This window comes from Streptomyces sp. SAS_281, assembly GCF_052542855.1.
Window position 1 is genome coordinate 1 of the sequence record NZ_JBMNDO010000118.1, and the last position, 24704, is coordinate 24704.

Sequence of the window (24704 nt, forward strand, 5' to 3'; positions counted from 1 at the left end):
GTGGCACACCCGCCTGCGCGTGGTGTGCCACCGGAACGCGGTCAGGACCAGGGCTGGGCGGTCAGCCAGGAGGTGTCTTCACTCCACAGGGCGTCACTGTCCCACGTGTTGCCGCCGACCCCGTCCCCCGCGAGGTAGCCGGTGTAGGCGTAGTGACGTATGAAGCGGTTGGGATAGTTGACGGACTGGAAGGAGTAGCCCTGCCCGCTGTGGCCTGCCCGGAGACAGAAAGTGGCGTCGCGGTTGAACAGGGCGGTGGAGTCCGAGGCCGCGGTGCGGAGCTGGAATCCGGCGTGGCGCAGATACTGTCCGGGGGCGCCGGCGGATTCGAAGGACAGGCAGGCGGAGTCGGCCAGGCCGGGGCGAACGATCCAGGTCGCGTCGCTCTTGTCAGCGTTCGCACTTGCGGCAGTGACCGGCGAGATGGCTACGGTGCCGTCGGCCTGGTGGCGCAGGTAGTCGGCGTTGCAGCAGGTGGTGGTGGCCTTCAAGGAGACCCGGGCCCCCGGGGTGAGGGCGCTGGATGCGAGTGGGGGCGCCTGGTGGCCGGCTGCGGTGATGTTGGCCTGGACCGCGTTCTCCGTGGCGTCCGTCGGGTAACCGGAGGTCATGACCCCCTCGTAGAACGTGCCGCTGGAGGACTTGCTGTTGTCGCCGCCGATACCGAGGATGATCGCGCCCTCCTTGTGCATCGGGTTGTACCCCTGGACGTTGGGCCGGGCTCCGCTGTAGTACGTCGACAGGCCGCCGGACTGGGCGTTGGCGGCCTTGATGGCCCACAGGTTGGGGGCGCCCTTGACGATCGCGGTCAGGAAGCGGTGGCTGACGCTGGGATCATTGGGGTTGTAGCCGGCGTTGGGGCCCGAGAAGAGGCCGTTCTCCAGGTCTGCCATCACCCAGGGACCGCTGCCGGTGCCCGACCCCCAGATCGTGCTGTCGCCGAAGTAGATGGCCTCCATGTGGCCGTTGCCGGTGTCGAGGCTGTTCGTCTCGGCGTTGCCGTAGTCGAAGCAGCAACCTCCGCCGAAGTGCGTGCCGTCGAGGACGGCGTACATTCCCTCCGGCTGATCGCCGGTGGCTATCCCGTTGGTCTTGTTGTTGCGGTAGCCGGTGCCGGCGGCGACGTATACGCCATAGGCGCGGTGACCTGCCACGGTGACCGGCGCGGCGGTGGCGGGGGCCAGGTTGTCGGGGCCGGGAGCGGCGCCGCCGGCGGGGGCCTGGGTGAGGCTGTTGCCCCGCCCGGACTGGTCGTAGATGACGGTGATCACGCAGGTGGTTCCGGCGCAGAAGCCGTCCTGCGCGGCGGCATCGGCATAGCCGCCGGCACTCAGCACCCCGATGTTCTTCGTGGCGCCGTCGGACGCCCGCCGGACCTGGTAGAGCGAGCCGTTGTACGCCCCGTAGAGGGCGCGCGTGGTCGAGTGGGCGGCCACACAGGGCGTGCCGCCGGAGGCGTAGAGGTCGCAGGGCCCCTGTGAGGCGGCCTGCGAGGTGGCTTCGGTGCCGATCAGGAGGGCGACGGTCAGTACGGCGGTGGTGCCGGTGGCGAGAAGGCTGCGCCGTGCGCGGCGCAGCCAGGTCTGAACGGACACGGGTGTGCTCCTTGCTGGTGGCGGACAATTCCGACGCGTGCCGGTTGTTAGCGCTAACAATCAAGGTCGCGAGTCGGCCTGGAGGCAGGGGCGGGTTGCGCGACCTACCGTGCGGCCGGGCATCACTATGGACACTTGACGTGACCCAGTCAAGACCTTCGGCCCATTTCCCCTACCGGTCACCCGGTAGCCCGCATCGCCCGCGACGTGAGGGGTGTTATCGCTCACAGCAGCCCGCCGTCAGCCCTTCGCGTGCCGCTGCCGGGGCCGGAGCCACGTCGGGGGCACCGACCGTGCGGGGGCGTTGAGCCACGAAGGTACGCGTGGGTCGGCGTCCGTTGCCGAGCGCCGGTCGGGCATGCGGCCAGGGCCCGGACCTCGTCGAGGGCGTGACCTCGCAGGCGATCCTGGTTGCGCCTCCCCGCTCGACGCGGGACACGTTGAACCAGACGCGTCGCGCCGGTTCCGCGGCCTTCGCTCAGGTCCTGGGGTCGGGGGCGTCCACGCTCAACGCGGACCTGGTTCAACGCGCAGGTCCCGGCGCGTCGTCCTGCCTCCGGTCGTGGGAGGCGCCGGAGTCAGCGCGTCTCGGCGGTCTCGTGCGCCGTCGCCGTGCTGCCGCGTTCGATGAGGTCGGGCAGGGCCACCCGCACGGTGCGCGGCGGGCCGCCGTCGAGCAGCGTGGTGAGCTCCCGTGCCGCGAGGCGGCCGAAGGCGACCGGGTCGCGGGAGAGCGCGGTCAGCCATGGGGCGGTCAGCCGGCACAGCGCGGAGTCCTCCCAGGAGACCACCGACACATCGCCCGGGACCCGGACCCCCAGCCCGGTCGCCACGGCCACCCCGGCCGCCGCCATCACGTCGTTGTCGTAGATCAGCGCGGTCGGCGGATCGGGCCGCTCCAGGACCCGGCGGGTGGCGGCGGCGCCCTCGGTGTCGGAGTAGTCCGTGGTCACCGAGTGCGCCCCGGTCAGGCCGCGCCGGTCGGCCTCCAGGCGCAGCGAGCGGATGCGGCGGTCGGTGTGCGCGAGTGAGGGCAGGCCGGCGATGTGGACGATGCGCCGGTGCCCCAGCTCGTACAGACGGCCCACGATCGCCGCCATCGCGCCCGCGTCGTCGGCGCGGACCTGGGAGAGGCCGGGGTGGGGGCCGGTGTCGCTGCCGGGGAGGGCCCCGATGATGACGCCGGGGAGACCCAGTTCGTCGAGGAGGGAGACACGGGGGTCGTCCGTGCGCGGGTCCACGACAAGCACGCCGTCGACCCGGTGTTCGGCCCACCAGCGGCGGTAGACCCCGCACTCGTCGGCCACGTCGTCCACCACCTGGAAGAGCAGGCCCAGATGACGCTCGGACAGCACCTCCTGGATGCCGGAGATCAGCTGGAGGAAGAAGGAGTCCACACCGAGGTTGGCCGCCGGGCGCGCCACGACGAGGCCGACGGTGGCGGGGCCCTCGCCGGACAGGGCACGGGCGGCGGCGCTCGGGCGCCATCCCAGCTGTTCGGCGACGCGCCGCACCCGGGCGCGGGTGACCTCGGAGACACCCGGACGGTCGTTGAGCGCGAAGGAGACGGCGCTCTCCGAGACACCGGCCCGCTGGGCGATGTCCTTCATGGTCGGCCGCTTCGGAGCCACCCGTGCCTCACTTCCTGCCTCGCCCGGGGCTACTGACGGGCAGTCGGACCCGCTCGTCCCCGGGGCATCGTAGAGCTTCCCCGGCCGTTTGGTCGAGAGAGGACCGCCAACCGACTAAAGCGCTTGAGTTGCACCAAGCTAAAGCGCATTAGTGAGCAGCCGTCAATAGCACCTCACAAGGCTGCGACCTGCACCGATGCGACGGAGAGAGATTACGTTCCGATGAATGTATTGACTTTGAGCACAGACACATTGCAGGGTCTGTCGGGCGAACGCGGCCCGCCGGGTCAGGGACCCCGGGGCCACCGTCCGCGCGCCTGGTCCGAGCAAAGGAGCCGTTCACCGTGCACATCTCCCGCAGAGCAGTCGCCGCTGCCGCCGCCCTCGCCGCCGTACTGCCACTGAGCGCTTGCGGCGGGGGATCCGGCTCGGACTCGTCCGATGCCTCGGGCAAGGTCGAAGGAAAGATCACCTTCCAGACCTGGAACCTTCAGGCGAACTTCAAGGACTACTTCAACGGGGTGATCGCGGACTTCGAGAAGAAGTACCCGGGCACCGAGGTCAAGTGGGTCGACCGCCCCGGCGAGGGTTACGCGGACAAGATCAGCGCGGACGCGGCCGGCGGCACCCTGCCCGACGTCGTCAACGTCTCGCCGGACCTGGTGGCGCCGCTGGCCAAGGCCGGTATCGCCCTCGACCTCGACAAGGCCGCGCCGAAGTACCGCAAGGAGTACCTGGACGGCGCGTGGAAGAGCCACCAGATACCCGGCACGGAGGGCACGTACGCCTTCCCCTGGTACCTCAACACCGGGCCGATGTTCTACAACAAGCGGCTGTTCAAGGACGCCGGACTCGACCCGCAGAAGCCGCCGGCCACGTACGACGAGGTCTTCGCGGACGGTCTGAAGCTGGCGGAGAAGAGCCACGGCAAGGTCGCCACCCTCGCCAACGTCCCGACCATCGAGGACTTCGGCCGGTACGGCGGGCAGCTGATGAACAAGGAGGGCACGGGCTTCGCCTTCAATGACGCGAAGGGCGTCGAACTCCTCAAGCACTACAAGGAGTTGTACGACGCCAAGGCGCTCGACCCGCAGGCGCTGACCGCGACTCCCGAGTCCTCGGGCCACAAGTTCCTCACCGAGTCCGTGGCGATGAACCCGGGCAGCGCTCTGGACCTGGCCAACTTCAAGAAGCAGGCCCCGAGCCTCTACAAGAACATCGGGATCACCGACCAGGTCAGCAGCACCGGCAAGGCCAACATGTACGTCATGGGCGTGATGGTGAACGCGCAGTCCAAGCGCAAGCCCGCCGCCGTGGCCTTCGCCCACTACGTGACCGACGCGACCCGGCAGATGGAGTTCGCCAAGCAGGTCGCCATCTTCCCGAGCACCGCCGGCTCGCTCGACGACCCGTACTTCACGAAGGAGGACGGGACCGACGAGACCCGTGTCCGCGTCGCCGCCGCGAAGTCTCTGAAGACGGCCGTCAACTACACCCCGGTGTTGTTCAGCGAGCAGATGAAGACCGAGCTGCGCAACCAGATCGCCAAGGCGCTGCAAGGGAAGCAGAGCCCCAAGGAAGCTCTTGACAACGCTGTCAAGGCGTGTGACCGGCTGTTGCAGCAGAGCTGAGCCCTCTCGTGAACTCCCCCTCCCCCACCGCTGCGGCGGGCCGGCCCACCGGCCGGATCCGCCGCCATCTGCCCCTCAGCCCCTGGCTGTTCGCCGCGCCCGGTCTGGTCGTGGTCGGCACCTTCAGCCTCTACCCGTTCTTCAGCACACTGGTGAACTCCTTCACCGACCGGCGGACGCTGGTGCCCGGCTCGTTCGTCGGCCTGGCGAACTTCCGGGAGCTGCTGCACGACGAGATGTTCTGGACCGGCCTGCGCAACAGCGTGCTGTACGTCGTCGGCGTGGTCCCCGCACTCGTCATCCTGCCGCTGCTGCTGGCGATGCTCGTCCAGCGGCACATCCCCGGCATCACCTTCTTCCGGTCGGCCTTCTACACCCCGGTCGTCGCGTCCATCGTGGTCGTCGGCCTGATCTGGGTGTGGATGCTGGACGACCGCGGGCTGGTCAACGCGGTCCTGGAGGCCGTCGGCATCGGCAAGGTCGGCTTCCTCAGCGACCAGTGGCTCCTGTTGGGCAGCGCCATGACGGTCACGGTCTGGAAGGGCCTCGGCTACTACATGATCATCTACCTGGCCGCCCTCGCGAACGTACCGAGGGAGCTGCACGAGGCCGCGTCCGTGGACGGTGCCGGTGTCGTACGCCGCTTCTTCACGGTCACCGTGCCCGCCATCCGGACCACGATGGTGCTGGTCGCGGCTCTCTCCTCGGTCTCCGCCTTCAAGGTGTTCTCCGAGGTCTACCTGATGGCCGGCCCGTCCGGAGGGCCCGCGGGCGAGGACACCACCCTGGTGATGCTCGTCCAGCGGGTCGGCACCGGGCTGAGCGGGCGGGTCGGTTACGCCTCCGCCATCTCGGTCGTCATCTTCGTCGTCACCGTCGGCCTGATGCTGCTGGTGCTGCGCGCCGACCGCAGGGAGGACACGTGAGCTTCCTGAAGACCACCGACGCCGAGGGCAGGCGGGTCCCCGGCCGGCAGCTCGTGCTGCGGTACGTGCTGCTGCTGGCGGTCCTGGCCCTGACCGTCGGGCCGTTCCTCTGGCAGCTGTCGACCTCGCTGAAGGGACCGAACGAAGACATCTTCAGCTCCCCGCCGAAGTTCTTCCCCAGCGATCCGACGCTGGACAACTACAGCCGCGTCGCCGACACGATCCCCGTCTGGGACTACGCGCTGAACTCCCTCAAAGTCGCCTCCGCCAACGTGGTCACCAACTGCGTCGGCTCGGCGCTCGCGGGGTACGCCCTGGCGAGGCTCCGCTACCGCGGGCGCAGGGCCGCGACGCTGGCGTTCATCCTCGCCATGCTCGTACCCGTGGAGGGCATCATCATCGCCCAGTTCACCACCATGCGTGACCTGGGGCTGAACAACACTCTGCTCGGCGTGCTGCTGCCGGGGTCGGTCGGCGCGATGAACGTCCTCCTGATGCGCAACGCGTTCCTGAACCTTCCCGTGGAGATCGAGGAAGCGGCGTTCGTGGACGGAGCCAACGTCTGGCAGCGCTTCCTGCGGATCGCGCTGCCCTCCGTCAAGGGCACTCTCGCCGTCGTCGCGATCTTCGCCTTCATGGGCTCGTGGGACGACTTCCTGTGGCCGCTGATCGTCCTCAGCGACCCGGAGAACTTCACCCTGACCATCGGTCTGAACTACCTGCACGGCACCTTCGCCAACGACGAACGGCTCGTCGCGGCGGGCACGATCATCGCCGTGCTGCCGCTCATCATCCTCTTCGCGGGGCTGCAGCGCTTCTTCTTCCGGGGCGTCGGCGAAGGCGCCGTCAAGGGCTGACCCGGACCGCCCCCTCGCACCACAAGAACCAGGACCTCTGTTCCGTATGAGCACCTCCCCCTTGCGTTTCGGCGCCAACTACACGCCCAGTCAGGGCTGGTTCCACCACTGGCTGGACTTCGACCTCGATGCCGTACGCGCCGACCTCGACTCGATCGCCGGCCTCGGCCTCGACCACATCCGGGTCTTCCCGCTCTGGCCGCTCTTCCAGCCCAACCGCTCCCTGATCCGCCCGCGCGCCGTCGAGCAGCTCGTGCAGCTCGCCGACGCCGCCGGCGAACGCGGCCTCGACGTCAACGTCGACGGGCTGCAGGGCCACCTGTCGAGCTTCGACTTCCTGCCCGCCTGGACCGGTACGTGGCACCGGCGCAACCTCTTCACCGACCCGGACGTCCTCTCCGGGCAGGCCGAGTACCTGCGCACCCTGGCCGCCGCCCTCGCCGACCGGCCGCACTTCATCGGGATGACCCTGGGCAACGAGATCAACCAGTTCTCCGGCGACCCGCACCCCGACCCCGACCGCATCACGCCCGAGCAGGCGGACGCCTGGCTGACCCGGATGCTGGCGGCCTGCGAGGAGGGGGCGCCGGGCAAGCTCCACCTGCACGCCGAGTACGACGCCGCCTGGTACCAGGACGGCCACGCCTTCACCCCGGCGCAGGCCGCACGCAAGGGCGCCCTCACCGCCGTGCACTCCTGGGTCTTCAACGGCACCGCCCAGCGCCACGGCCGTACCGGCACCGCCACCGAGCACCACGCCGCCTACCTCATCGAACTCTCCAAGGCGTGGGCGCTCGACCCGCACCGGCCGGTCTGGCTCCAGGAGGTCGGCGCGCCCGCCCCGCTGATCCCCGCCGAGCACGCCGCCGCGTTCACCGAGGCGACCGTGGCGAACGCCCTGGACTGCGAGGACGTGTGGGGCGTCACCTGGTGGTGCTCCCACGACGTGTCCCGCTCGCTGGCCGACTTCCCGGAGCTGGAGTACAGCCTCGGGCTGCTGACCAACGGCCGCCGGGTCAAACCGGCCGGCCGGACCATCGCCCGCATCGTCCAGGAGCAGCGTGCCCGGGCCCATCGCCCCGCGCCCCGGACCACGGCACTCGTCGTCGACACCGGGGACGACGAGACCTCGCCCCGCCGCTCCGTCTGCGCCCCCGGCGGCGCGGTCTTCGAAGCCTTCGCCCGGCTCACCGCCGACGGCGTCCGCCCCACCACCGTCCTCGCGAGCAAGGCATCCGACCAGGACCACCTGGCCGCCCGGGGCATCACGAAGGTCGTCACGCCCGAAGAGGTCCGCTGACCCCGCGTCACCCCGCACCGCACCGGAATCGAACCCGCACGATACGGAGCACACCATGACCCAGTCCCCGCGGCGCCCGTCCGCACCCAGCCGCCGCACCGTGGTCCTCGCCGGCGCCGGAGCCGCCGCCGGCCTCCTGGCACCCGGCCTCACCGCGACCGCCCACGCCGCCGCATCCGCCGCGAACCGGCCCTGCGCCTCGTACTGGTTTCCCGACTCGCTGCCCGCCGGCACCCCCGGCGACGGCATCAGCCGGCGCAGCCTGAAGGCGTGGCGCCCCGAGGCCGACCCGGACCTGCCGTTCAACACCGCGTCCGTGCCGCTCGCCGACCGCTTCACCCCGGTTCCGGCCAACACCACGGCCCGGACCGACCAGGCGCGGATCACCTCCCTGGTGGCCTTCGGGAACACCGCGGGCAACCCGTCCCAGGGCTCGGCCACCGCCGACTACTACGCCCTGAACCACTGGGCGTACATCGACGAGCTGGTCTTCTGGGGCGGCTCGGCCGGCGAGGGGCTGATCCTCGCGCCGAACGCCCCGGTCGTCGACGCCGCCCACCGCCACGGGGTGCCCGTCCTCGGGACCGTCTTCCTGCCTCCCGTGCACCACGGCGGCGACCTCCGGTGGACCCGCGACCTCGTGCAGCGCGACGCGGCCGGGTGCTTCCCGCTCGCCGCGAAGCTGGTGGAGGCGGCCGTGGCGCACGGCTTCGACGGCTGGTTCCTCAACGCCGAGACCGAGGGCGGGGACGCCGCGCTCGGCGCCGAGATGCTCGCCTTCGTCACCGACCTGCGGGCCCGCAGCGACGCGGCGGGGCTGCGTATCACCTGGTACGACGCGATGACGGTGCGGGGCGAGGTCGGCTGGCAGGGCGCGCTCAACGCCGAGAACACCGCGCTGTTCCGGGAGGCGGACTCGATGTTCGTGGACTTCCGCTGGACGCCCGAGTCGCTCGTCTCCTCCGCGGCGAACGCCGAGGCCGCCGGCCGCAGCCGGTACGCCCTGTGGGCGGGCGTGGATGTGGAGTCCAAGGGCTGGGACGCGCCCGTCGACTGGGAAGCGATCATCCCGGCCGACCGCCCGCACATCGTCGGCTACGGCTTCTACCGGCCGGAGTGGACCCGCAGCCACCTTCCGGAGGACCGTACGCCCGCTCAGTTCCATGCCGCCGACCAGCGGTTCTGGACCGGGCGGTCCCTGGACCCGGCGCGGCCGGACGGTACGGACGGATGGCGCGCGCCCGCGACGGCGGTGGCCGACCGCTCGACCGTGGACCGGCTGCCCTTCGCCACCACCTTCAACACCGGCCATGGCCTGCGCTGGTACGAGAACGGCCGGGTCGCCTCGGAGGCCGAGTGGAACCACCTCGGGGTCCAGGACCGGCTGCCGGGCCGCCGCTGGGTCGTCCGCACCGAGGGCCGGCGCCCGTCCGTGGGCTTCGACTTCGAGGACGCCTGGCGCGGGGGCAGCAGCCTCCTGGTCGCCGGGGAGCCTGGCGCCCCGGTCACTGTCGACCTCCATCACACCCGGCTGCCGCTGTCCCGGCGCACCGTCGTGGAGCTGACGCACCGCACCGACGCGGAGTCGGGCCCGGTCACCGTCGAGCTCGCCGTCGCCCTGCACGAACCGGACCGGCCGGGCGGCCCGGTGGCGTACACGTACGTCCCGGCGGGCGTACTCCGGGCGGGAGCCAGCGGATGGACCACCTCCACGCTGCGGCTGAACTCCCTCTCCGGAACGGTCCACGCGCTGGGGGTGCGCCTCACGGCGGCCGGTCCGGTGCGCTGGCGGCTCGGTGCCCTGGCCGTACGGGACCGGGCCGAGACGCCCGCCGCGCCGTCGGGGCTCCGCGTCACCGGAGCGTCCCGGGGCACCGGCGGCACGGACCTGCGCCTGCGCTGGCACCGCTCCCCCGGGTCTCCGCGCCACTACGAGCTGCACCGCGTCCTGCCCGACGGCACCCGGCGCTTCCTGGGCGCCACCGCCTCCACCGCGTTCTTCGTACCCGGCCTGCGCCGGGAACCGGGCGAGAAATCCGCTCGTTTCCAGGTCAGGGCTGTTGGCGAGCTGTACACGACCTCCGGCGCCGCCTCCACCGCGCACCGCTGGTAACCACCCCCACCCGACCCACCACTCACAACGGAGTCCCCCTCATGCACGACGACCGCAGCCTGGTCGAAGCCCGACTCAAGCGCGTCCTCGACGAGCGCATCCGGCCCGCCGTATATCCGGAGTCCGTCCCGCTGGACGTCGCCGTCTGGAACGCGCCGGGCGAGCCCGTCCCCGTCGCCGAGGGCCTGGCCGGGCCCACCGAGCCGATCACGGTCGGCGACGGGTGGGGCGCTCCGTGGGGCACGTCCTGGTTCAAGGTCTCCGGCACGGTGCCGGAGGCATGGGCGGGCCGGACCGTGGAGGCGCTGCTCGACCTCGGCTTCGACGAGAACATGCCGGGCTTCCAGTGCGAGGGCCTCGTCTACCGCCCCGACGGCACCCCGGTGAAGGGCCTCAACCCGCGCAACCAGTGGGTGCGGGTGGGTGCCCCGGCGGCAGGCGGCGAGGAGGTGCTGCTGCACATCGAGGCGGCGTCCAATCCGGTGATCCTCGACTATCACCCGTTCCTGCCGACGCGGCTGGGTGACCAGGAGACCGCCGGCAGCGAGCCGCAGTACGCGCTGGCCCGGATGGACCTCGCCGTCTTCGACGAGGACGTGTGGAACCTGGTCCAGGACCTGGAGGTTCTGGGCGAGCTGATGCAGGAGCTGCCCGTGGAGGGCGCCCGCCGCTGGGACGTCCTGCGCGCCGTCGGCCGGGCGCTGGACGCGGTCGACCTCCAGGACGTGGGCGGGACGGCGGCCGCCGCCCGCGCGGAGCTGGCCGACGTCCTCGCGACGCCCGCCGCGCCCTCCGCCCACCGCATCAGCGCGGTCGGCCACGCCCACATCGACTCCGCCTGGCTGTGGCCGCTGCGCGAGACGGTCCGCAAGGTGGCCCGTACGACGTCCAACATGACCGCCCTCCTGGAGGACGAGCCGGACTTCGTCTTCGCGATGTCGCAGGCCCAGCAGTTCGCCTGGATCAAGGAGCACCGCCCCGAGGTCTACGCGAAGGTCAAGGCCGCCGTCGCGGAGGGCCGGTTCGTGCCGTCGGGCGGCATGTGGGTCGAGTCCGACACCAACATGCCGGGCTCCGAGGCGATGGCCCGGCAGTTCGTGCACGGCAAGCGGTTCTTCCTCGACGAGTTCGGCATCGAGAACGACGAGGCGTGGCTGCCCGACACCTTCGGATTCGCGGCCGGGCTGCCCCAGATCATCAAGGCGGCGGGCTCCAAGTGGCTGCTCACACAGAAGATCTCGTGGAGCCAGACCAACAAGTTCCCGCACCACACCTTCAACTGGGAGGGCATCGACGGCACCCGGATCTTCACGCACTTCCCGCCCGTCGACACGTACAACTGCTCGATGAAGGGCAGCGAGATCGCCCACGCGGCGACGAACTTCAAGGACAAGGGCGTCGCGCAGCACTCGCTGGCGCCGACCGGCTGGGGTGACGGGGGCGGTGGCACCACCCGCGAGATGATCGCCAAGGCGGCCCGGCTGCGGAGCCTGGAGGGCTCGGCGACGGTGACGTGGGAAACGCCCACGGACTTCTTCACCAAGGCCGAAGCCGAGTACGCCAACCCTCCGGTCTGGGTCGGCGAGCTCTACCTGGAGCTGCACCGCGCGACGCTCACCAGCCAGGCGAAGACGAAGCAGGGCAACCGCCGCAGCGAGCACCTGCTCCGCGAGGCCGAGCTGTGGGCCGCCACCGCCGCTGTACGCACCGGCTTCGCGTACCCGTACGAGCAGCTGGACCGGATCTGGAAGACGGTGCTGCTGCACCAGTTCCACGACATCCTGCCCGGCTCCTCGATCGCCTGGGTGCACCGGGAGGCCGAGAAGACGTACGCGGCCGTCGCCGAGGAGCTGACCGGCATCATCGACGCCGCGCAGCGCGCGCTCGCCGGCGACCCGGCGGGCGGCCGGGCCCTCGTGTTCAACGCCGCGCCGCATACCCGCGGCGGCGTCCCCGCCGGAGCGGCGGCCACCGCGCCGACGCCCGGGACCACCCGGTCCGCCCCGCGCGAGGGTGGCGGCCATGTGCTCGACAACGGCCTGCTCCGGGTGGAGATCGACGGCCGGGGCCTGGTCGTCTCCGCGTACGACATCGGTGCGGACCGCGAGACCGTCGCTCCGGGCGCCGCCGCGAACCTGCTCCAGATCCACCCCGACTTCCCGAACATGTGGGACGCGTGGGACGTCGACGCGTTCTACCGCAACACGGTCACGGACCTGACCGACCTCGATGAACTGTCCCCGGTGACGGACGGCGTGCGGATCGTCCGCAGCTTCGGCGACTCGAAGGTGACCCAGATCCTCACGCTGGCGCCGGACGCCAAGCGGCTTGACATCGACACCGAGGTCGACTGGCACGAGACGGAGAAGTTCCTCAAGGCCGCGTTCCCGCTGGACGTGCATGCCGAGCGGTACGCCTCCGAGACGCAGTTCGGGCACTTCTACCGGCCGACGCACACCAACACCAGCTGGGAGGCGGCCAAGTTCGAGGCGTGCAACCACCGCTTCGTCCACCTGGAGGAGCCGGGCTGGGGCGTCGCCCTCGTCAACGACTCGACGTACGGCCACGACGTCACGCGCACCGTCCGGGAGACGGACGCCGGCACGACCACCACCGTGCGGGTCTCGCTGCTGCGCGCGCCGCGCTTCCCCGACCCGGAGACGGACCAGGGCGTGCACCGCTTCCGGCACGCGCTGGTGCCAGGAGCGGCGATCGGTGACGCGGTCCGCGAGGGGTTCCGCGTGAACCTGCCGGAGCGCCGGGTCATCGGCGAGCGTGAGGTGTCCCCGCTGGTGGGTGCCGACAACGACGCGGTCGTGGTCAGCGCGGTCAAGCTGGCGGACGACGGGAGCGGTGACGTCGTCGTGCGGCTCTACGAGTCGACGGGCGGCCGGGCGAAGGTGAGCCTGGCCACCGGCTTCCGGGCCACGGGCGTCGTGGTGACCGACCTGCTGGAGCGGCCACTGACGGATGCCCCGGTGCCCGAGAGCGACGGCGAAGGCGTGCGGTTGTCGCTGCGTCCGTTCGAGCTGGTGACGCTGCGGGTGACGCGCGGCTGACGCCGGGATGCGTGGGCTGCCGCCCCCGGTGCCGCGGGCATCGGGGGCGGCAGCGTGTACGACGGGCCCCGGCGCGAGCCTGCCGTGTACGTCAGTCGGGCAGGTTGCCATCACCGCCGAGGTTGGCGACCATACGGCGCAGGACGTTGATGGTCGTCGCGAAGTCGGCGGTGTCGACACCTTCGTGCATCTGCCGATGGACGCGAAGGTTGCGCTCCCTCGCCCGGAGCCGCCCCTCTTCCCCCTCCTCGGTCAACGTCATGAGTCCCGCGTCCTCCGTCAGCCAGCCACGGTCGACGAGGTCGTCGAAGACACCGTCGAAGTCGGTCCGGAGGTCGTCCCACTTCGTCAGCCGCTCGGTCAACGTCGCACGGTTCCACCCGCCCGGCGCCCCGGACACGTGGTTGAGCGTCCACCAGTGCGGCTGGGTGAGGTCCTCCACCGCCAACTGCTCGCGCAGGGCCCCCACCGCCAGCCGGGACGCCACTCCGGCCCACGCCCCGATGGGCTGGGCTGCCAGCTCCCGCTGTGAGTACTCCTTGAGCTCCCGGCTCATGTGCCCCTCCTCGTGATCAACGGAACACGGCCAACGTAGAAGCTCAAGTTCAATTGAGGTCAAGGCGCGGACCGGCTCGCGCTCCACGATCCGGCGGCAGCCGAAGCGGGAGTGCGGCGACCCTTGTCAATATCCAGAATCCTGTTTACTGTTCCCTACGTGAACGCCTTCGACGAGCGCTTCCTTACGCGCAACGGACTGGCCGCCCGCCAGCTCGCGGTCCTGCTGCTCAACCATGAGCCGGACACGCGGCTGCCCCGGGTGCGGGACTACGCGGAGGAACTGGGCTGCGGAAACGGCACGGTCCAGGCGGCCCTGCAACTGCTGGAGGAGTCCGGCGCCATCAGGACCACCGCCCGGGGGCACCTCGGCACCTTCCTCGCCCACTCGGACCGCTCCATACTCTGGCGGCTCTCCGGGCTCGGAACGCTGCTGGCCGCGATGCCCCTGCCGTACTCCCGCCGGTACGAGGGCCTGGCCACCGGACTGCGCGGCGCCTTCGAGAAGGCGGGCGCGCCCTTCGCGATCACGTTCATGCGAGGTGCCGGGGCCCGTACCGCCGCCCTGCTGGAAGGCAAGGTCGACCTCGTCGTCCTGTCCCGCTTCGCCGCCGACGAACTGATCGCCGAGCATCCGGTGGAGCTGGTGGCAGACCTGGGGCCGGCCACCTACGTCGGCGCGCACGGCATGCTCCTGCGCCACGGCGTGGACCTGGACACCCCGGGGCTGCGGGTCGCGGTCGACCACGCGTCGGAGGATCTGCGCATGCTGGTCGACCTGGTCTTCGCCGGGCGCCCGGACGTCCAGCGCCTGGAGGCTTCGTACATGCAGCTGCCCGACCTCTTCGCCCGCGAAGAGGTCGACGCCACCGTCTGGAACCTGGACGAGGTGCAGGACCGGCTCGGGTTCGGCGTCGACGTGCTTCCACTGGGGGACGAGGTCACCCGCGAGCTGTCGCTACGCAACTCGAGCGCGGCCGTCATCGGCCGGACCGAAGGGGCCAAGGCCCTGGCCGCCGTCCGGGACTCCCTGGACCTCTCACTGATCACCTCGCTCCAGCGCGAGGTGCTTGAGGGCGCGCGCCTGCCCTCGTACTGAGCCCCGGCCGACGCGACGACCGGAACAGGCCGAAGGTCCTGTCACGACGGGACCTTCGACCTCGGCAAAATACAAAATCCTGGTTACTGTCGATTTTAGGAGGACCGTCATGGACGACCAGCTGGCCCTGCGGATTCAGCTCTTCCGCGAAGGCGGACAGATCAAGCCCGAGGTCGCCGACTTCGTCGCGGCCGAGCTGGCCGCCCTGGAGACGGAGGGCAACACCGTCACCGAGGCGACCGCCGGCATGCTCACCAGTCACCTGATGATGGCGCTCACCCGGCTGCTGAACGACGAAGCCATCGAGCAGTTCCTCACCGACGACCAGGTCGCCGCCGAACTGGCCGGACACCCCGAGGCCGTCGACCGCGCCCGCGCCGTCGCCGAGCGCGCCCGGCACGAACTCGGGGCCGCCCTCCCGGAGTCCGAGGTGAACTTCCTCGGCATGCACCTCGCGGTACTGGCGCAGCAGACACCCGCCGCCCCCTCCGCCTGAACCACCCCGTCCCCACCATCCGGAAAGAAGCAGGACATGACGAAGATCCTCGCCGGCGGCGTCGGCAAGACCGAGGTCACCCAGACCATCAAGCAGCTCGGCATCGAGGGCCTGGAGGTCACCGCCTCCAGCGACATGGACGCCGCGATGAAGCTGCGCGTCGCCCAGGCCGACTACTACCTGGGCACCTGTCACACGGGCGCCGGTGCCTCGCTCGGCGTTCTCGTCGGTCTGATGGGCAGCGCCGTCTGCCACACCTTCGGCCGCACCGTCCCCACCGAGGAGCAGATCACCGCCCTGCTGGACGAGGGCAAGAAGGTCTTCGGCTTCTCGATGGACCAGATCGACACCATCGCTCCCCTCATGGCGCGCGCCATCGCCGCCCGCGGCTGACTCCAGCCACCCGCTCCGATCATCCCGGGCACAAAGGAGTGACCCCGTGAGTACGACACTCGCAGCCGGTACGAGCCTCGACTTCTCGCTGGCCCAGCAACTGACCGTCATAGCCCTCTGTGCGCTGACCGCGTACATCTCCCACATGGCGTTGGCCGTCTTCAACGACGGCGTACGCCCGTTCCTCCTGGACTTCATCCAGGGGCGCACCACGCGCAGCGCGACGACGGCGGTCTCGTTCGGCCTCTCGGCCGGGTTCATCTTCGGGCTCGGCGCCCCGATGGCCCTGTCCACCGGTGTGCTGAACCCGTGGCTCCTCTTCCTGCCCACCGACATCCTCGGCATGCTGTCGCCGAAGAAGTGGCTCGCCCCGATCCTCGGCGGCGCCTGGGGCGCGGTCGTCGTCTTCGGGCTCAACGGCGCCAACAACGTGGCCCATGACCTGCCGGTCGACTTCATCACCGCCATGCAGCAGATGTCGACCCCGATCCTCTTCCTCTTCACGCTGTTCCCGGTGCTGGCCATCACCAAGCAGTTCGGCCGCAAGTGGGGCGGCATCGCGGGGCTGCTGGAGCTCGCCCTGGTCGTCATGACCATGAAGCTGTGGCCCAACATGTTCGCCGGCGCGCTGGCCATGGCCGTCGGTGTCCTGATGCTCATCGGACTCGCCGTCGCCAAGGACCTCGCCCAGCGCAAGGCCGACAGGGCCGCGGGCGTGAGCGAACCCGTCGTCGAGGGTGACGACCCGATGGCTTCGCTCTTCAGCGCCAGCGCGGCCCGGCTGCGCAGGTACCTGCCGCTGTTCATGGTGCTGGGCGCCGGAGTCTGCGTGCTGGCCCAGATGCACGTATTCGGCGGCGGCGAGGCAACCAGCTTCCTGATCGCGAAGGGGCAGTACTCCGAGGCGGCGCAGGTCGACTTCTACCGCGTCTTCGGCTTCATCCCGCTCATCGCGACCACCGCGCTGGCCTCCGGCGCGTACGGCATCGCGGGCTTCACCCTCGTGTATCCCATCGGGTACCTGCTGCCGAACCCGTTCCTCGCCGCGATCGTCGGTGCCCTGGTCTTCGCGGCCGAGGTGCTGGCCCTGTCCTACATCGGCAAGCTCCTCGGGCGGCTGCCCAGCGTCCGCGACTCCTCCGAGCACCTGCGCAGCGCGATCAGCGAGACGCTCCAGCTGGCGATCCTCTTCGGCTCGCTGATGGCGGCCAACGCCATGGGCGGCGGCCTCGGCATCCTCGTCGTCGGCGGGCTCTACCTGCTGAACGAGGCGATGGGCCGGCCGGTCGTCCGGATGGCCGCGGCACCGGCCGCGGTGATCGTCGGCGGCATCCTCCTCAACCTCCTGTACTGGATGGACCTGTTCACACCGGTCAAGGGATAGCCCCACTCCCCCGGATCACGCAGGCCGACCCGAGAAGGACCCCCCACGATGAACAGCCCCGCCCCCGCGCTGCGTACCGTACTCGGGGACATCGCCCCCGACGCGGTACGCGGCCCCGCCCTGGCCCACGAACACCTCGTCCTCGACCTCGACCACCGGGGCGACGGCGGCGCCGTGCTCACCGCCGACGGCCACGCCGCCGCCGTCACCGCCGAACTGGCCGCACTCCGCGAGGAGTACGGACTCGCCCTCGTCGTCGAGCTGACCTGCCGCGGCATGGGCCGCGACGTACGCACCCTGGCCCGGATCTCCCGGGACGCCCGGGTCGCCGTCATCGCCGCGACCGGCTGGTACTACGAGCCGTTCCACACCCCCGAGATCGACCGAGGCGGCGTCGGGGACCTCACCGCCACCCTCGTCCGCGAGATCGAGGACGGCATCGGCACCACGGGCGTCCGCCCCGGAGTCCTGGGGGAGATCGGCAGCCACGGGGACGTCCCGACGCCACCCGAGAGCAAGGTGCTCCGCGCCGCGGCGCGGGCCGCCCTCGCCACCGGGCTCTCCGTCGCCACCCATGCCCAGCTCGGACGCGGCGGACTCGCCCAGCTGGAACTGCTCACCGGCGAGGGGCTGCCCCCGCACCGGATCTCGCTCGGCCATCAGGACCTGCTGGACGACCCGGCGGTGCACCGGGAGCTGGCCGCGAGCGGCGCGTACGTCGCCTTCGACACCGTCGGCAAGGACGGCTACCAGAGCGACGACACCCGGCTGCGGCTCCTGCTCGCGCTCCTGGAGGCAGGACACGCCGACCGGGCCCTGCTCAGCTGCGACATCTCCCGCCACGGCTACCTCACCTCCGAGGGGGGCCAGGGGTACGGCCACCTCTTCGGGAGCTTCCTGCCCAAGGTCCGTGCGGCAGGCGTGGACGACGACCTGATCGACCTGCTGACCCGCCGCAATCCGCTGCGCTTCCTCAGCGGCGCGAACGTGGAAGAGAGCTGACCATGCACCCCGTACTCCCCCGGACGTTCCCGCTGGCGACCGTGGCCCCCGCCGACGCCGTCGCCCGGCAGTTCCGGCTCATCGAGGCCACCGCCCGTCACTTCGAGGGCCCGCAGCTGTTCGCCTCCGACGCCGGGGTCGTGCCCGGCCTGGGACGACCGGCCACCACCGCCCGCGTCGAGTCCGTCCTCGCCGACTTCTTCGGTGCCGAGGGCGCCGCCTTCGTCCAGGGTGCGGGCACCGGCGCGATCCGGGCCGCCCTCACCGCCGCCGTCCGGCCGGGCGACCCCCTCCTCATCCACCGGGCGCCCGTCTACCGCACCACCGAGGTCACGCTGCGCGGCCTCGGGGTCCGGACCGTCGAGGCCGACTTCAACGATCCCGACGAGCTGCGCGCGGCCCTGGAATCCGGCCGGTTCCGCTGGGCCTACGTCCAACACACCCGGCAGCGGCTCGCCGACTCCTACGACCCCGGCGCGGTCCTCGCCGCGTGCCGGGCCGCCGGGGTCCGCACCGTCGTCGACGACAACTACGCCGTGATGCGCACGCCGGCCGCCGGGGTCGAACTGGGCGCCGACGCCTCCTGCTTCTCCCTGTTCAAGCTGCACGGCCCGGAAGGCGTCGGCATCGTCGTCGGCGCCCGCGACCTCATCGAGCACATCCGCCGCGACAACTACTCCGGCGGCGGCCAGGTCCAGGGACACCAGGCGCTCGACGCCCTGCGCGCGCTCACCCACGTACCGCTCATGTGGTCCGTACAGTCCCAGGTCGGCACCGAGGTCGCCGAGCGGCTGGCCGCGGGCGAGGTGCCCGGGGTCGCCGAGGTCCGGCTCGCCAACGCGCAGGACCGCTGCCTGCTCGTCCGGCTCGACCGGCCCGTCGCCAGGGAACTGCCCACCGTCGCCGCCCGCTTCGGTGCGGCCCCGTACCCCGTCGGTTCCAACTCCCGCTACGAGATCACGCCGCTCTTCTACCGGATGTCCAGCTCCGCCCTGGACGACTCCCCCGAACTGGCCGACTGGACCGTGCGCATCAACCCGATGCGGGCGGGCGCGGACCTCGTCATCGAGATCCTGCGCCGCTCGCTGGCCGCGCTGAACGACCCGAAGGATCTCTGACCGTGTTTCTCGACACCGTACTGACCCGTAATCCCGGGCTCGTCGAGGCCGCGGCCGCGCTCCACGACGAGGGCACGATCCCGCCGGACACCTATGTCATGGACCTGGACGCCGTCGAGGCCAACGCCGCGCTGCTGGCCGCCGAGGCCGAACGGCTGGGTGTCTCCCTCTGGTTCGTCGTCAAACAGCTCGGCCGCAACCCGGAACTGATCCGGGCCGTCGCCCGGCACATCCCCCGGTACGCCGCCATCGACCCGCCCGAGGCGCGCACCCTGCACGCCTCCGGCGCCCGTGCCGGCAATCTCGGCCACCTCGTCCAGATCCCGCGCCGCGCCCTGCCCGAGATGCTGGCGTGGCGTCCCGAGACCGTCACCGTCTACGACCTGGACAACGCCCGCGCGGTCTCCGACACCGCGAGGCGGCTGGGGTTCGTCCAGGACGTCCTGATCCGGCTCGAAGGCGCCGAGGGAAGCGTCTACCCCGGCCAGGAGGGCGGTGTCCCGCTCAACCGGCTCGACGCCTTCGCCGACGCCGCCGAACGGCTTCCCGGCATCCGGATCGCGGGGGTCACCGCCTTCCCGTGCGTGCTGTGCGACCCGGCGACCGGTGCACCGTTCGCCACGCCCAACTTCGCCCTCGCCCTGAAGGCCCGCGAGACACTGGCCGGCCGCGGCCATGCGGACCTCAGACTGAGCGCCCCCAGCGCCACCTCGATGGCCTCCCTGCCGCTGCTCGCCGGCCTCGGGGCCACCCATGGCGAGCCGGGCCACGCCCTCACCGGCACGACCCCGCTGCACGCCCTCGACCCGGCGCAGCCCGAGACCCCCGCCTACGTGTACGTCACCGAGGTCGCCCACACCCTGGACGACGGCCGCCCCGCCGTCTTCGGCGGCGGGTTCTACGCCCGCTCCCACATCAGGAGCGCCCTGCTGCCGCGCACCGGGGCACGTCTGAACGTCCTTGACGCGCCCGCCGAGAACATCGACTACTACCGGCTGCTCCACGCGCCCGCCCCCGGGCAGGACGTCCGCATCGGCGACACCGCGCTGCTCGCCTTCCGCACCCAGATCTTCGTCACCCGCTCGACCGTCGCCGTCGTCTCCGGAATCTCGTCCGGTACGCCCCGCCTCAACGGTCTGTACGACGCCCAGGGCCGGTCCCTGAGCTGAGGAGGCACCCCATGGCCAAGACCGTCATCGTCGTGATCGACGGATTCGGCATCGGCGCCATGCCCGACGCGGGCACCGCGCGTCCCGGCGATCTGACCGCCGACACCTGCGGACATGTGCTGGACCACTGCCGGGAGGCGTTCGGCCGCCCGTTGCGGCTGCCCGTGCTGGGCTCGCTCGGCCTCGGCCTCGTCCACCCGCACCCCGATCTCGCCCGGCACACCCGTCTGCCCGTCGCCGCGGGCCGGGCCGCCCTCGGCTACCCGGGCGCCGACACCTTCGCCGGCCACCAGACCATGATGGGGGCGGACTTCAGCCGGGTGACCGTCGCCCGGCTGGCCGACCACATCGCCGATGTGACCGCCGCACTCGAAGCGGCCGGGCATCGGGTCAGCCGGCTGAACGGCAGGCCGCTCCTGGTCGTCGACGGCTCGGTGCTGGTCCACGACAACCTGGAGGCCGACCCGGGCATCAACTGGAACGCCTCCGGGCGGCTGGAGGACCTGCCGTTCGACGGGCCGGGCGGCATCCTCGCCGTGGCCCGCACGGTGCGCGCCGTCGCTCCCGTGGCGCGGGTCATCGCGGTGGGCGGACACGCGGACGGCCCGCTGGAACGCTTCGTACGGGCCGGCGAAGAGGGCACGGTCGGCCTCGACACCCCCGCCACCGGCTTCTACCGCAACGGCGGCCTCGAAGTGCAGCACCTGGGCGCCCGGATCGACCACACCCGCCAGCTCCCCGACCTGGCGGCCCGGGCGGGAATCCCCGTCACCCTGGTGGGGAAGGCAGCCGACATCCTGGCCTGCGAGACCGCGGCCCGGCACTCGGCCGTGGACACCGCCGACGTCCTCACGCACACCCTCGAAGCGGTACGCGCCTGCGGCGACGGCCTGGTGGTCTCCAACATCCAGGAGACGGACCTGGCCGGGCACCAACAGGACACCGAGCGCTACGGACGCCTCCTGGAACAGGCCGACGCGGGCCTGGCCTCGCTCGTCACCCTGCTCGACGCGCCGGGCGACCGCCTCATCGTGACCGGCGACCACGGCAACGACCCGACGGCCGGACACGCCTTCCACACCCGTGAGTACGTCCCCGTGCTCATCCACCGGCCCGGTGCGGACGGCGTGGAGCTGCTGCCTGACGCGGAGAGTCTCGCGGATGTCGGCGCGACGGCCGCCGTGTCCCTGTCGCTGGACCCGGAGGGCCTGGCCAACGGCCGGGAGCTGCGGACGGGCCGAGGGACGGCGGGGCGGCGACGGGCGCGGTAGAGCGGCGGCCGCCATCCGGCCAGTCGTCTCAGTCGCCCTGCACTTCGCCCTGGGCGACCTCCACGTCGTGGTGCAGACTCACGAGCCCCGCAGTGGCTCCCCCACCAGTCGCGACTGAGCAGACAAGCAGAAGGCCGGCTGCCGCGACTGCCGGCCCGCGAGAGGGCGTCACCGGCTGGAGCAGGGCTTTCACACGCCGCGGCACGGGCCCGCCTGCGGCTCCTGCGGCGAAGACGGGCCGGGTGGAGCCGCCGGCGTTCCTGGCGAGGGCTGCTCGGGCGATCGCGCGTGCCGTCAGAGTGCGGTCGCCGACCGCGGTCGCGGCGGCTTCGTCGGCGACACGTTCGACGGCCAGGGCGATGGCGTCACGCAGTCCGCGCATCGCGGGATGGCAGCGGGTGGCAAGGTCACCCACGGCCAGGAAGTAGTGGTGGCGCCCCGCCAGATGGGCCCGCTCGTGCGCGAGGAGGGCTTCCCGCTCGGGTCCGTCCAGGGTGCGCAGCATGCCGGAGGTCACCACGATGCGCCCCGGGCTCCCGGGAAGGGCGTAGGCATCGGGTTCGGGGTGGTCCAAGACGCTCAGGTCTCCCGCGGACGGCGTGTCGCGCAGCTGCGCGTGCGCGGTGCGGTACTGGCGGAGCTGACGCAGTGCCGCCCGGGCCATGGCGCAGGCACAGACGCAGAGCGTTCCGACGGCCAACGCGGCGGCCGGGTAGGTGACGGTGGCGGGCGCGACGTTCAGGGGGTGGATCAGGTGGCCGAGGCGGGCCAGGGCGGACACGGTGAGCATGCCCGCGAGAAGAAGACCACCGAGTGCCGCGAGCCAGCCGGCTGCCAGCACGCACGCGGTCGCGGTCAGCGCCCACATCGCAGCCGCGGGACGCCGGCGGGGTGCCACCAGCCGGACGAGCACAGGTGCCGCGAGTGGCATCAGGAGGGGCACGATCACGGCGGTGATCACTTCCCGTCACCGTTTCCCAAGAGGTCACGCAGTATGCGTTCGTCCTCGGGATCCAGGTCGGAGACGAACCGGGCGAGCGCAGTCGGGCGGTCGTGGTCCTTGTCGAGCTCGTGGTGCATGCGCCGCGCGGTCAGGCCGTGGGAGTCCTGAACCGGGAAGTAGGCGAATCCGCGGCCGGAACGCTCCCGGCCGACGGTCCCCTTTTCGTAGAGGCGGGTCAGTGCCGTTGTCACCGTCGTGCGGGCCAAGCCGGCTCCGAGGCTGTTCTGCACCTGGCCGGCGGTCCGGGGGCCCTCCGCTGCCCACAGCGCCGCGAGCACGCTCGCCTCCAGCTCCCCCGCCGCTCTGCGCTCGGCCGCGCCCTCTGCCATGACGTTCCCTTCCCCTCCACATCGTCTACAGTTCTGTAGACCGTCTACGGCATTGTAGTCGCTCGGTTGTTCCGTCCCAGCCGTCCCCTGCCCGTATGCACTGAGAGGCCACCCGTTCATGGCCGTACACGTCGCCGCCGCGTCTTCACTCGCGGTGAGCGTCCTCGACGCCCAGTCGCTGCTGTCAGCCTTCGGTGTCCTGGGCATCGCGGTGGTGATGTTCGCCGAGACCGGGCTGCTGGTCGGTTTCCTGCTGCCCGGCGACTCCCTCCTCTTCACCGCCGGCCTCCTGTGCGCTGGGACCACGGGCACAGCAGGGACCACGGGCACACCTGCCACGCTGTCACTGCCGTGGGTCCTGGCCGCCTCGGCGGCCGGTGCGCTGGCCGGCGCACAGTGCGGATACGTTCTCGGACGCCGAGCGGGCGCAGCGGCCCTCTCCCGGAGCCGGTCCGCGCGCCTGCACGCGGGCGCCGAGCGCGCCGAAGTGCTGCTGGAGCGGTACGGCTACGCCAGGGCGATCGTGCTGGCCCGCTTCGTCCCGGTCGTGCGGACGGTTCTGAACCCGCTCGCGGGGGCGCTGAACGTCCCCGTCCGGGTCTTCACCGTCTGGCAGGCCGCAGGCGGCCTGGCATGGACGGCCGGCCTGGTACTGGCCGGACATGCCCTCGGCTCCTCCGTCCCCCATGTGGACCGCTACCTGTTGCCGATCATCGCCGTGATCGTCGCTGTGTCCCTGCTCCCGCTCGCAGCCGAACTGCTTCGTTCCCGGCGAGTCGCCAAGCAACGGAATGAGACTCCTTGATGCATCCCGCCTACGACGGTTCGGCCATCGACGGCCCGGCCTACCTCGACATCGTCCACCTCGCCGACCGGACACCCGGATGGGCCGACCGCCTGGTCACCACCTGGTCGGCGTACGGGCTGGGCGTGTTCGCCCTGCTGATGGTCCTGGCGTGGTGGCAGGCCCGCCGGGCAGGAACGCCGACTGCGGTCACCGCGCTGGTCGTCCCCGTGGTCACCGTCCTCGCCTATGGCGTCAACTCCTTTCTGAAACTGACAGTCCACGAGGACCGGCCCTGCGACCAACTGCACGTGTCCACACTGGAGGCGTGCCCGGCGCCCGGTGACTGGTCCTTCCCCAGCAACCACGCGGCCCTTGCCTCCGCGGCAGCCTTCGCACTCCTGCTCGTATCACGCCGGCTCGGACTCGTCGCCCTTGCCGCAGCGGCTCTGATGGCTGCGTCCCGGGTATGGGTGGGCGTGCACTACCCGCACGATGTCCTGGTCGGGTTCCTGGTCGGCGCTCTGGTCGCCCTTCTCGCCACCTGGCCGGTGCGGCGCAGGCAGGAGGCAATCGCCGCACGGCTGAGGCACGGCCCACTTCGGCCACTGGTCGCCGCGTGACGCGTGGGCTGTCGCCCGTTCGTGCGGCGGGGCGGCTCCGGTGACAACGGGGCCGTTGAGAGGGGCTTCGACGTCCGGAGCGGGGTGCGGGGGTCACCTGTGCGGCCTCTACTGAATCCGTTGCGATCGGGATGCCCGGTCTTCGCCCCCCTTGGAGTCCGGCACCGCTCCTCCACGAGACCAAGTCGGCAAAGAACCGGCTGCACATCGACTCCGAGTGCCAGGACACGGCGGCGGCGCCCAGCGATGGGAGCGGATGGCGGCGGAAGCCGAGCGCCTGGTGCGAGCGGGGCCGGCATCCTGCCGTCCGCGTTCACCCTCGGCCCGGCGCCGCGTTGGGGGGGGGGGGGGGGGGGGGGGGGGGGG

Annotated in this window: 21 protein-coding genes; 16 read left to right on the plus strand and 5 right to left on the minus strand. The window is 71.4% G+C overall.

Annotation, left to right across the window (positions count from 1 at the left end):
• Window positions 1-41 precede the first annotated feature (41 nt).
• Window positions 42-1595 carry an alpha-L-arabinofuranosidase B gene (locus ACN6LM_RS31240; RefSeq protein ID WP_445068777.1) on the minus strand — a complete coding sequence of 518 codons (1554 nt, stop codon included), beginning with the start codon at window positions 1593-1595 and terminating at the stop codon, window positions 42-44.
• A 578-nt stretch (window positions 1596-2173) separates the two neighbouring features.
• Complete coding sequence (locus ACN6LM_RS31245; protein ID WP_445068778.1) at window positions 2174-3205, minus strand: LacI family DNA-binding transcriptional regulator; 1032 nt, start codon at window positions 3203-3205, stop codon at window positions 2174-2176.
• Between the two features lie 365 nt (window positions 3206-3570).
• Here ACN6LM_RS31245 and ACN6LM_RS31250 point away from each other — a divergent pair, with 365 nt between their 5' ends.
• From ACN6LM_RS31250 to ACN6LM_RS31275, 6 genes are read left to right on the plus strand one after another with little or no spacing between them, the layout of a single operon-like run.
• Window positions 3571-4857 (plus strand): ABC transporter substrate-binding protein, encoded by a 1287-nt coding sequence (locus ACN6LM_RS31250; protein WP_445068779.1) that lies wholly within the window; start codon window positions 3571-3573, stop codon window positions 4855-4857.
• Between the two features lie 8 nt (window positions 4858-4865).
• Entirely contained in the window at window positions 4866-5783 is a 918-nt protein-coding gene (locus ACN6LM_RS31255; protein ID WP_445068780.1) for a carbohydrate ABC transporter permease, read from the plus strand.
• Complete coding sequence (locus ACN6LM_RS31260) at window positions 5780-6640, plus strand: carbohydrate ABC transporter permease (protein WP_445068781.1); 861 nt, start codon at window positions 5780-5782, stop codon at window positions 6638-6640. The genes ACN6LM_RS31255 and ACN6LM_RS31260 overlap by 4 nt, the downstream gene beginning before the upstream one ends.
• Before the next feature lie 46 nt (window positions 6641-6686).
• On the plus strand, window positions 6687-7940 hold the full coding sequence (locus ACN6LM_RS31265; RefSeq protein WP_445068782.1) for a glycoside hydrolase 5 family protein: 1254 nt from the start codon (window positions 6687-6689) through the stop codon (window positions 7938-7940).
• A 55-nt stretch (window positions 7941-7995) separates the two neighbouring features.
• Window positions 7996-10053, plus strand: a complete 2058-nt coding sequence (locus ACN6LM_RS31270) for an endo-beta-N-acetylglucosaminidase (RefSeq protein WP_445068783.1) — start codon at window positions 7996-7998, stop codon at window positions 10051-10053.
• A gap of 41 nt (window positions 10054-10094) precedes the next feature.
• Window positions 10095-13112 carry an alpha-mannosidase gene (locus ACN6LM_RS31275; RefSeq protein ID WP_445068784.1) on the plus strand — a complete coding sequence of 1006 codons (3018 nt, stop codon included), beginning with the start codon at window positions 10095-10097 and terminating at the stop codon, window positions 13110-13112.
• Window positions 13113-13203: 91 nt separating this feature from the next.
• Here the strand turns inward: ACN6LM_RS31275 and ACN6LM_RS31280 are convergent, their stop codons facing one another.
• Window positions 13204-13668 (minus strand): MarR family transcriptional regulator, encoded by a 465-nt coding sequence (locus tag ACN6LM_RS31280; protein ID WP_445068785.1) that lies wholly within the window; start codon window positions 13666-13668, stop codon window positions 13204-13206.
• Window positions 13669-13827: 159 nt separating this feature from the next.
• Here ACN6LM_RS31280 and yhfZ point away from each other — a divergent pair, with 159 nt between their 5' ends.
• From yhfZ to ACN6LM_RS31320, 8 genes are all read left to right on the plus strand, one after another.
• Window positions 13828-14766 (plus strand): GntR family transcriptional regulator YhfZ, encoded by a 939-nt coding sequence (gene yhfZ / locus ACN6LM_RS31285; protein WP_445068786.1) that lies wholly within the window; start codon window positions 13828-13830, stop codon window positions 14764-14766.
• A 109-nt stretch (window positions 14767-14875) separates the two neighbouring features.
• Window positions 14876-15262 carry a transcriptional antiterminator gene (locus ACN6LM_RS31290; RefSeq protein WP_445068787.1) on the plus strand — a complete coding sequence of 129 codons (387 nt, stop codon included), beginning with the start codon at window positions 14876-14878 and terminating at the stop codon, window positions 15260-15262.
• Window positions 15263-15298: 36 nt separating this feature from the next.
• On the plus strand, window positions 15299-15655 hold the full coding sequence (locus ACN6LM_RS31295; RefSeq protein ID WP_073862187.1) for a DUF2620 domain-containing protein: 357 nt from the start codon (window positions 15299-15301) through the stop codon (window positions 15653-15655).
• A 46-nt stretch (window positions 15656-15701) separates the two neighbouring features.
• Complete coding sequence (locus ACN6LM_RS31300) at window positions 15702-17039, plus strand: YhfT family protein (RefSeq protein ID WP_445068788.1); 1338 nt, start codon at window positions 15702-15704, stop codon at window positions 17037-17039.
• 48 nt (window positions 17040-17087) lie between these two features.
• Window positions 17088-18041: a phosphotriesterase family protein gene (locus ACN6LM_RS31305; protein WP_445068789.1), complete on the plus strand. Its 954-nt coding sequence runs from the start codon at window positions 17088-17090 to the stop codon at window positions 18039-18041.
• A gap of 2 nt (window positions 18042-18043) precedes the next feature.
• Window positions 18044-19159 carry an aminotransferase class V-fold PLP-dependent enzyme gene (locus ACN6LM_RS31310; protein ID WP_445068790.1) on the plus strand — a complete coding sequence of 372 codons (1116 nt, stop codon included), beginning with the start codon at window positions 18044-18046 and terminating at the stop codon, window positions 19157-19159.
• A gap of 2 nt (window positions 19160-19161) precedes the next feature.
• Window positions 19162-20328 (plus strand): alanine racemase, encoded by a 1167-nt coding sequence (locus tag ACN6LM_RS31315; RefSeq protein WP_445068791.1) that lies wholly within the window; start codon window positions 19162-19164, stop codon window positions 20326-20328.
• A gap of 11 nt (window positions 20329-20339) precedes the next feature.
• A complete protein-coding gene (locus ACN6LM_RS31320) occupies window positions 20340-21599 on the plus strand; it encodes a phosphopentomutase (RefSeq protein ID WP_445068792.1) in 1260 nt (419 codons plus the stop codon).
• A 28-nt stretch (window positions 21600-21627) separates the two neighbouring features.
• Here the strand turns inward: ACN6LM_RS31320 and ACN6LM_RS31325 are convergent, their stop codons facing one another.
• Both ACN6LM_RS31325 and ACN6LM_RS31330 read right to left on the minus strand, forming a co-directional pair.
• The gene (locus ACN6LM_RS31325; RefSeq protein ID WP_445068793.1) at window positions 21628-22560 is read right to left on the minus strand and encodes a M56 family metallopeptidase; all 933 of its coding nucleotides are present in this window, start codon (window positions 22558-22560) and stop codon (window positions 21628-21630) included.
• Window positions 22557-22931: a BlaI/MecI/CopY family transcriptional regulator gene (locus ACN6LM_RS31330; RefSeq protein ID WP_445068794.1), complete on the minus strand. Its 375-nt coding sequence runs from the start codon at window positions 22929-22931 to the stop codon at window positions 22557-22559. The genes ACN6LM_RS31325 and ACN6LM_RS31330 overlap by 4 nt, the downstream gene beginning before the upstream one ends.
• Before the next feature lie 118 nt (window positions 22932-23049).
• Between ACN6LM_RS31330 and ACN6LM_RS31335 the strand changes: the two genes are divergently transcribed.
• Window positions 23050-23736 (plus strand): DedA family protein, encoded by a 687-nt coding sequence (locus tag ACN6LM_RS31335; RefSeq protein ID WP_445068795.1) that lies wholly within the window; start codon window positions 23050-23052, stop codon window positions 23734-23736.
• Window positions 23736-24338 (plus strand): phosphatase PAP2 family protein, encoded by a 603-nt coding sequence (locus ACN6LM_RS31340; RefSeq protein WP_445068796.1) that lies wholly within the window; start codon window positions 23736-23738, stop codon window positions 24336-24338. The genes ACN6LM_RS31335 and ACN6LM_RS31340 overlap by 1 nt, the downstream gene beginning before the upstream one ends.
• Window positions 24339-24704: the final 366 nt, after the last annotated feature.

Bases quoted from the DNA above. Each gene is read 5' to 3' on its own strand.
- ACN6LM_RS31245 (WP_445068778.1), bottom strand. From the start codon at position 3,205: ATGAAGGACATCGCCCAGCGGGCCGGTGTCTCGGAGAGCGCCGTCTCC.
- ACN6LM_RS31265 (WP_445068782.1), top strand. From the start codon at position 6,687: ATGAGCACCTCCCCCTTGCGTTTCGGCGCCAACTACACGCCCAGTCAG.
- ACN6LM_RS31270 (WP_445068783.1), top strand. From the start codon at position 7,996: ATGACCCAGTCCCCGCGGCGCCCGTCCGCACCCAGCCGCCGCACCGTG.
- ACN6LM_RS31275 (WP_445068784.1), top strand. From the start codon at position 10,095: ATGCACGACGACCGCAGCCTGGTCGAAGCCCGACTCAAGCGCGTCCTC.
- ACN6LM_RS31280 (WP_445068785.1), bottom strand. From the start codon at position 13,668: ATGAGCCGGGAGCTCAAGGAGTACTCACAGCGGGAGCTGGCAGCCCAG.
- ACN6LM_RS31290 (WP_445068787.1), top strand. From the start codon at position 14,876: ATGGACGACCAGCTGGCCCTGCGGATTCAGCTCTTCCGCGAAGGCGGA.
- ACN6LM_RS31295 (WP_073862187.1), top strand. From the start codon at position 15,299: ATGACGAAGATCCTCGCCGGCGGCGTCGGCAAGACCGAGGTCACCCAG.
- ACN6LM_RS31305 (WP_445068789.1), top strand. From the start codon at position 17,088: ATGAACAGCCCCGCCCCCGCGCTGCGTACCGTACTCGGGGACATCGCC.
- ACN6LM_RS31310 (WP_445068790.1), top strand. From the start codon at position 18,044: ATGCACCCCGTACTCCCCCGGACGTTCCCGCTGGCGACCGTGGCCCCC.
- ACN6LM_RS31320 (WP_445068792.1), top strand. From the start codon at position 20,340: ATGGCCAAGACCGTCATCGTCGTGATCGACGGATTCGGCATCGGCGCC.
- ACN6LM_RS31330 (WP_445068794.1), bottom strand. From the start codon at position 22,931: ATGGCAGAGGGCGCGGCCGAGCGCAGAGCGGCGGGGGAGCTGGAGGCG.
- ACN6LM_RS31335 (WP_445068795.1), top strand. From the start codon at position 23,050: ATGGCCGTACACGTCGCCGCCGCGTCTTCACTCGCGGTGAGCGTCCTC.
- ACN6LM_RS31340 (WP_445068796.1), top strand. From the start codon at position 23,736: ATGCATCCCGCCTACGACGGTTCGGCCATCGACGGCCCGGCCTACCTC.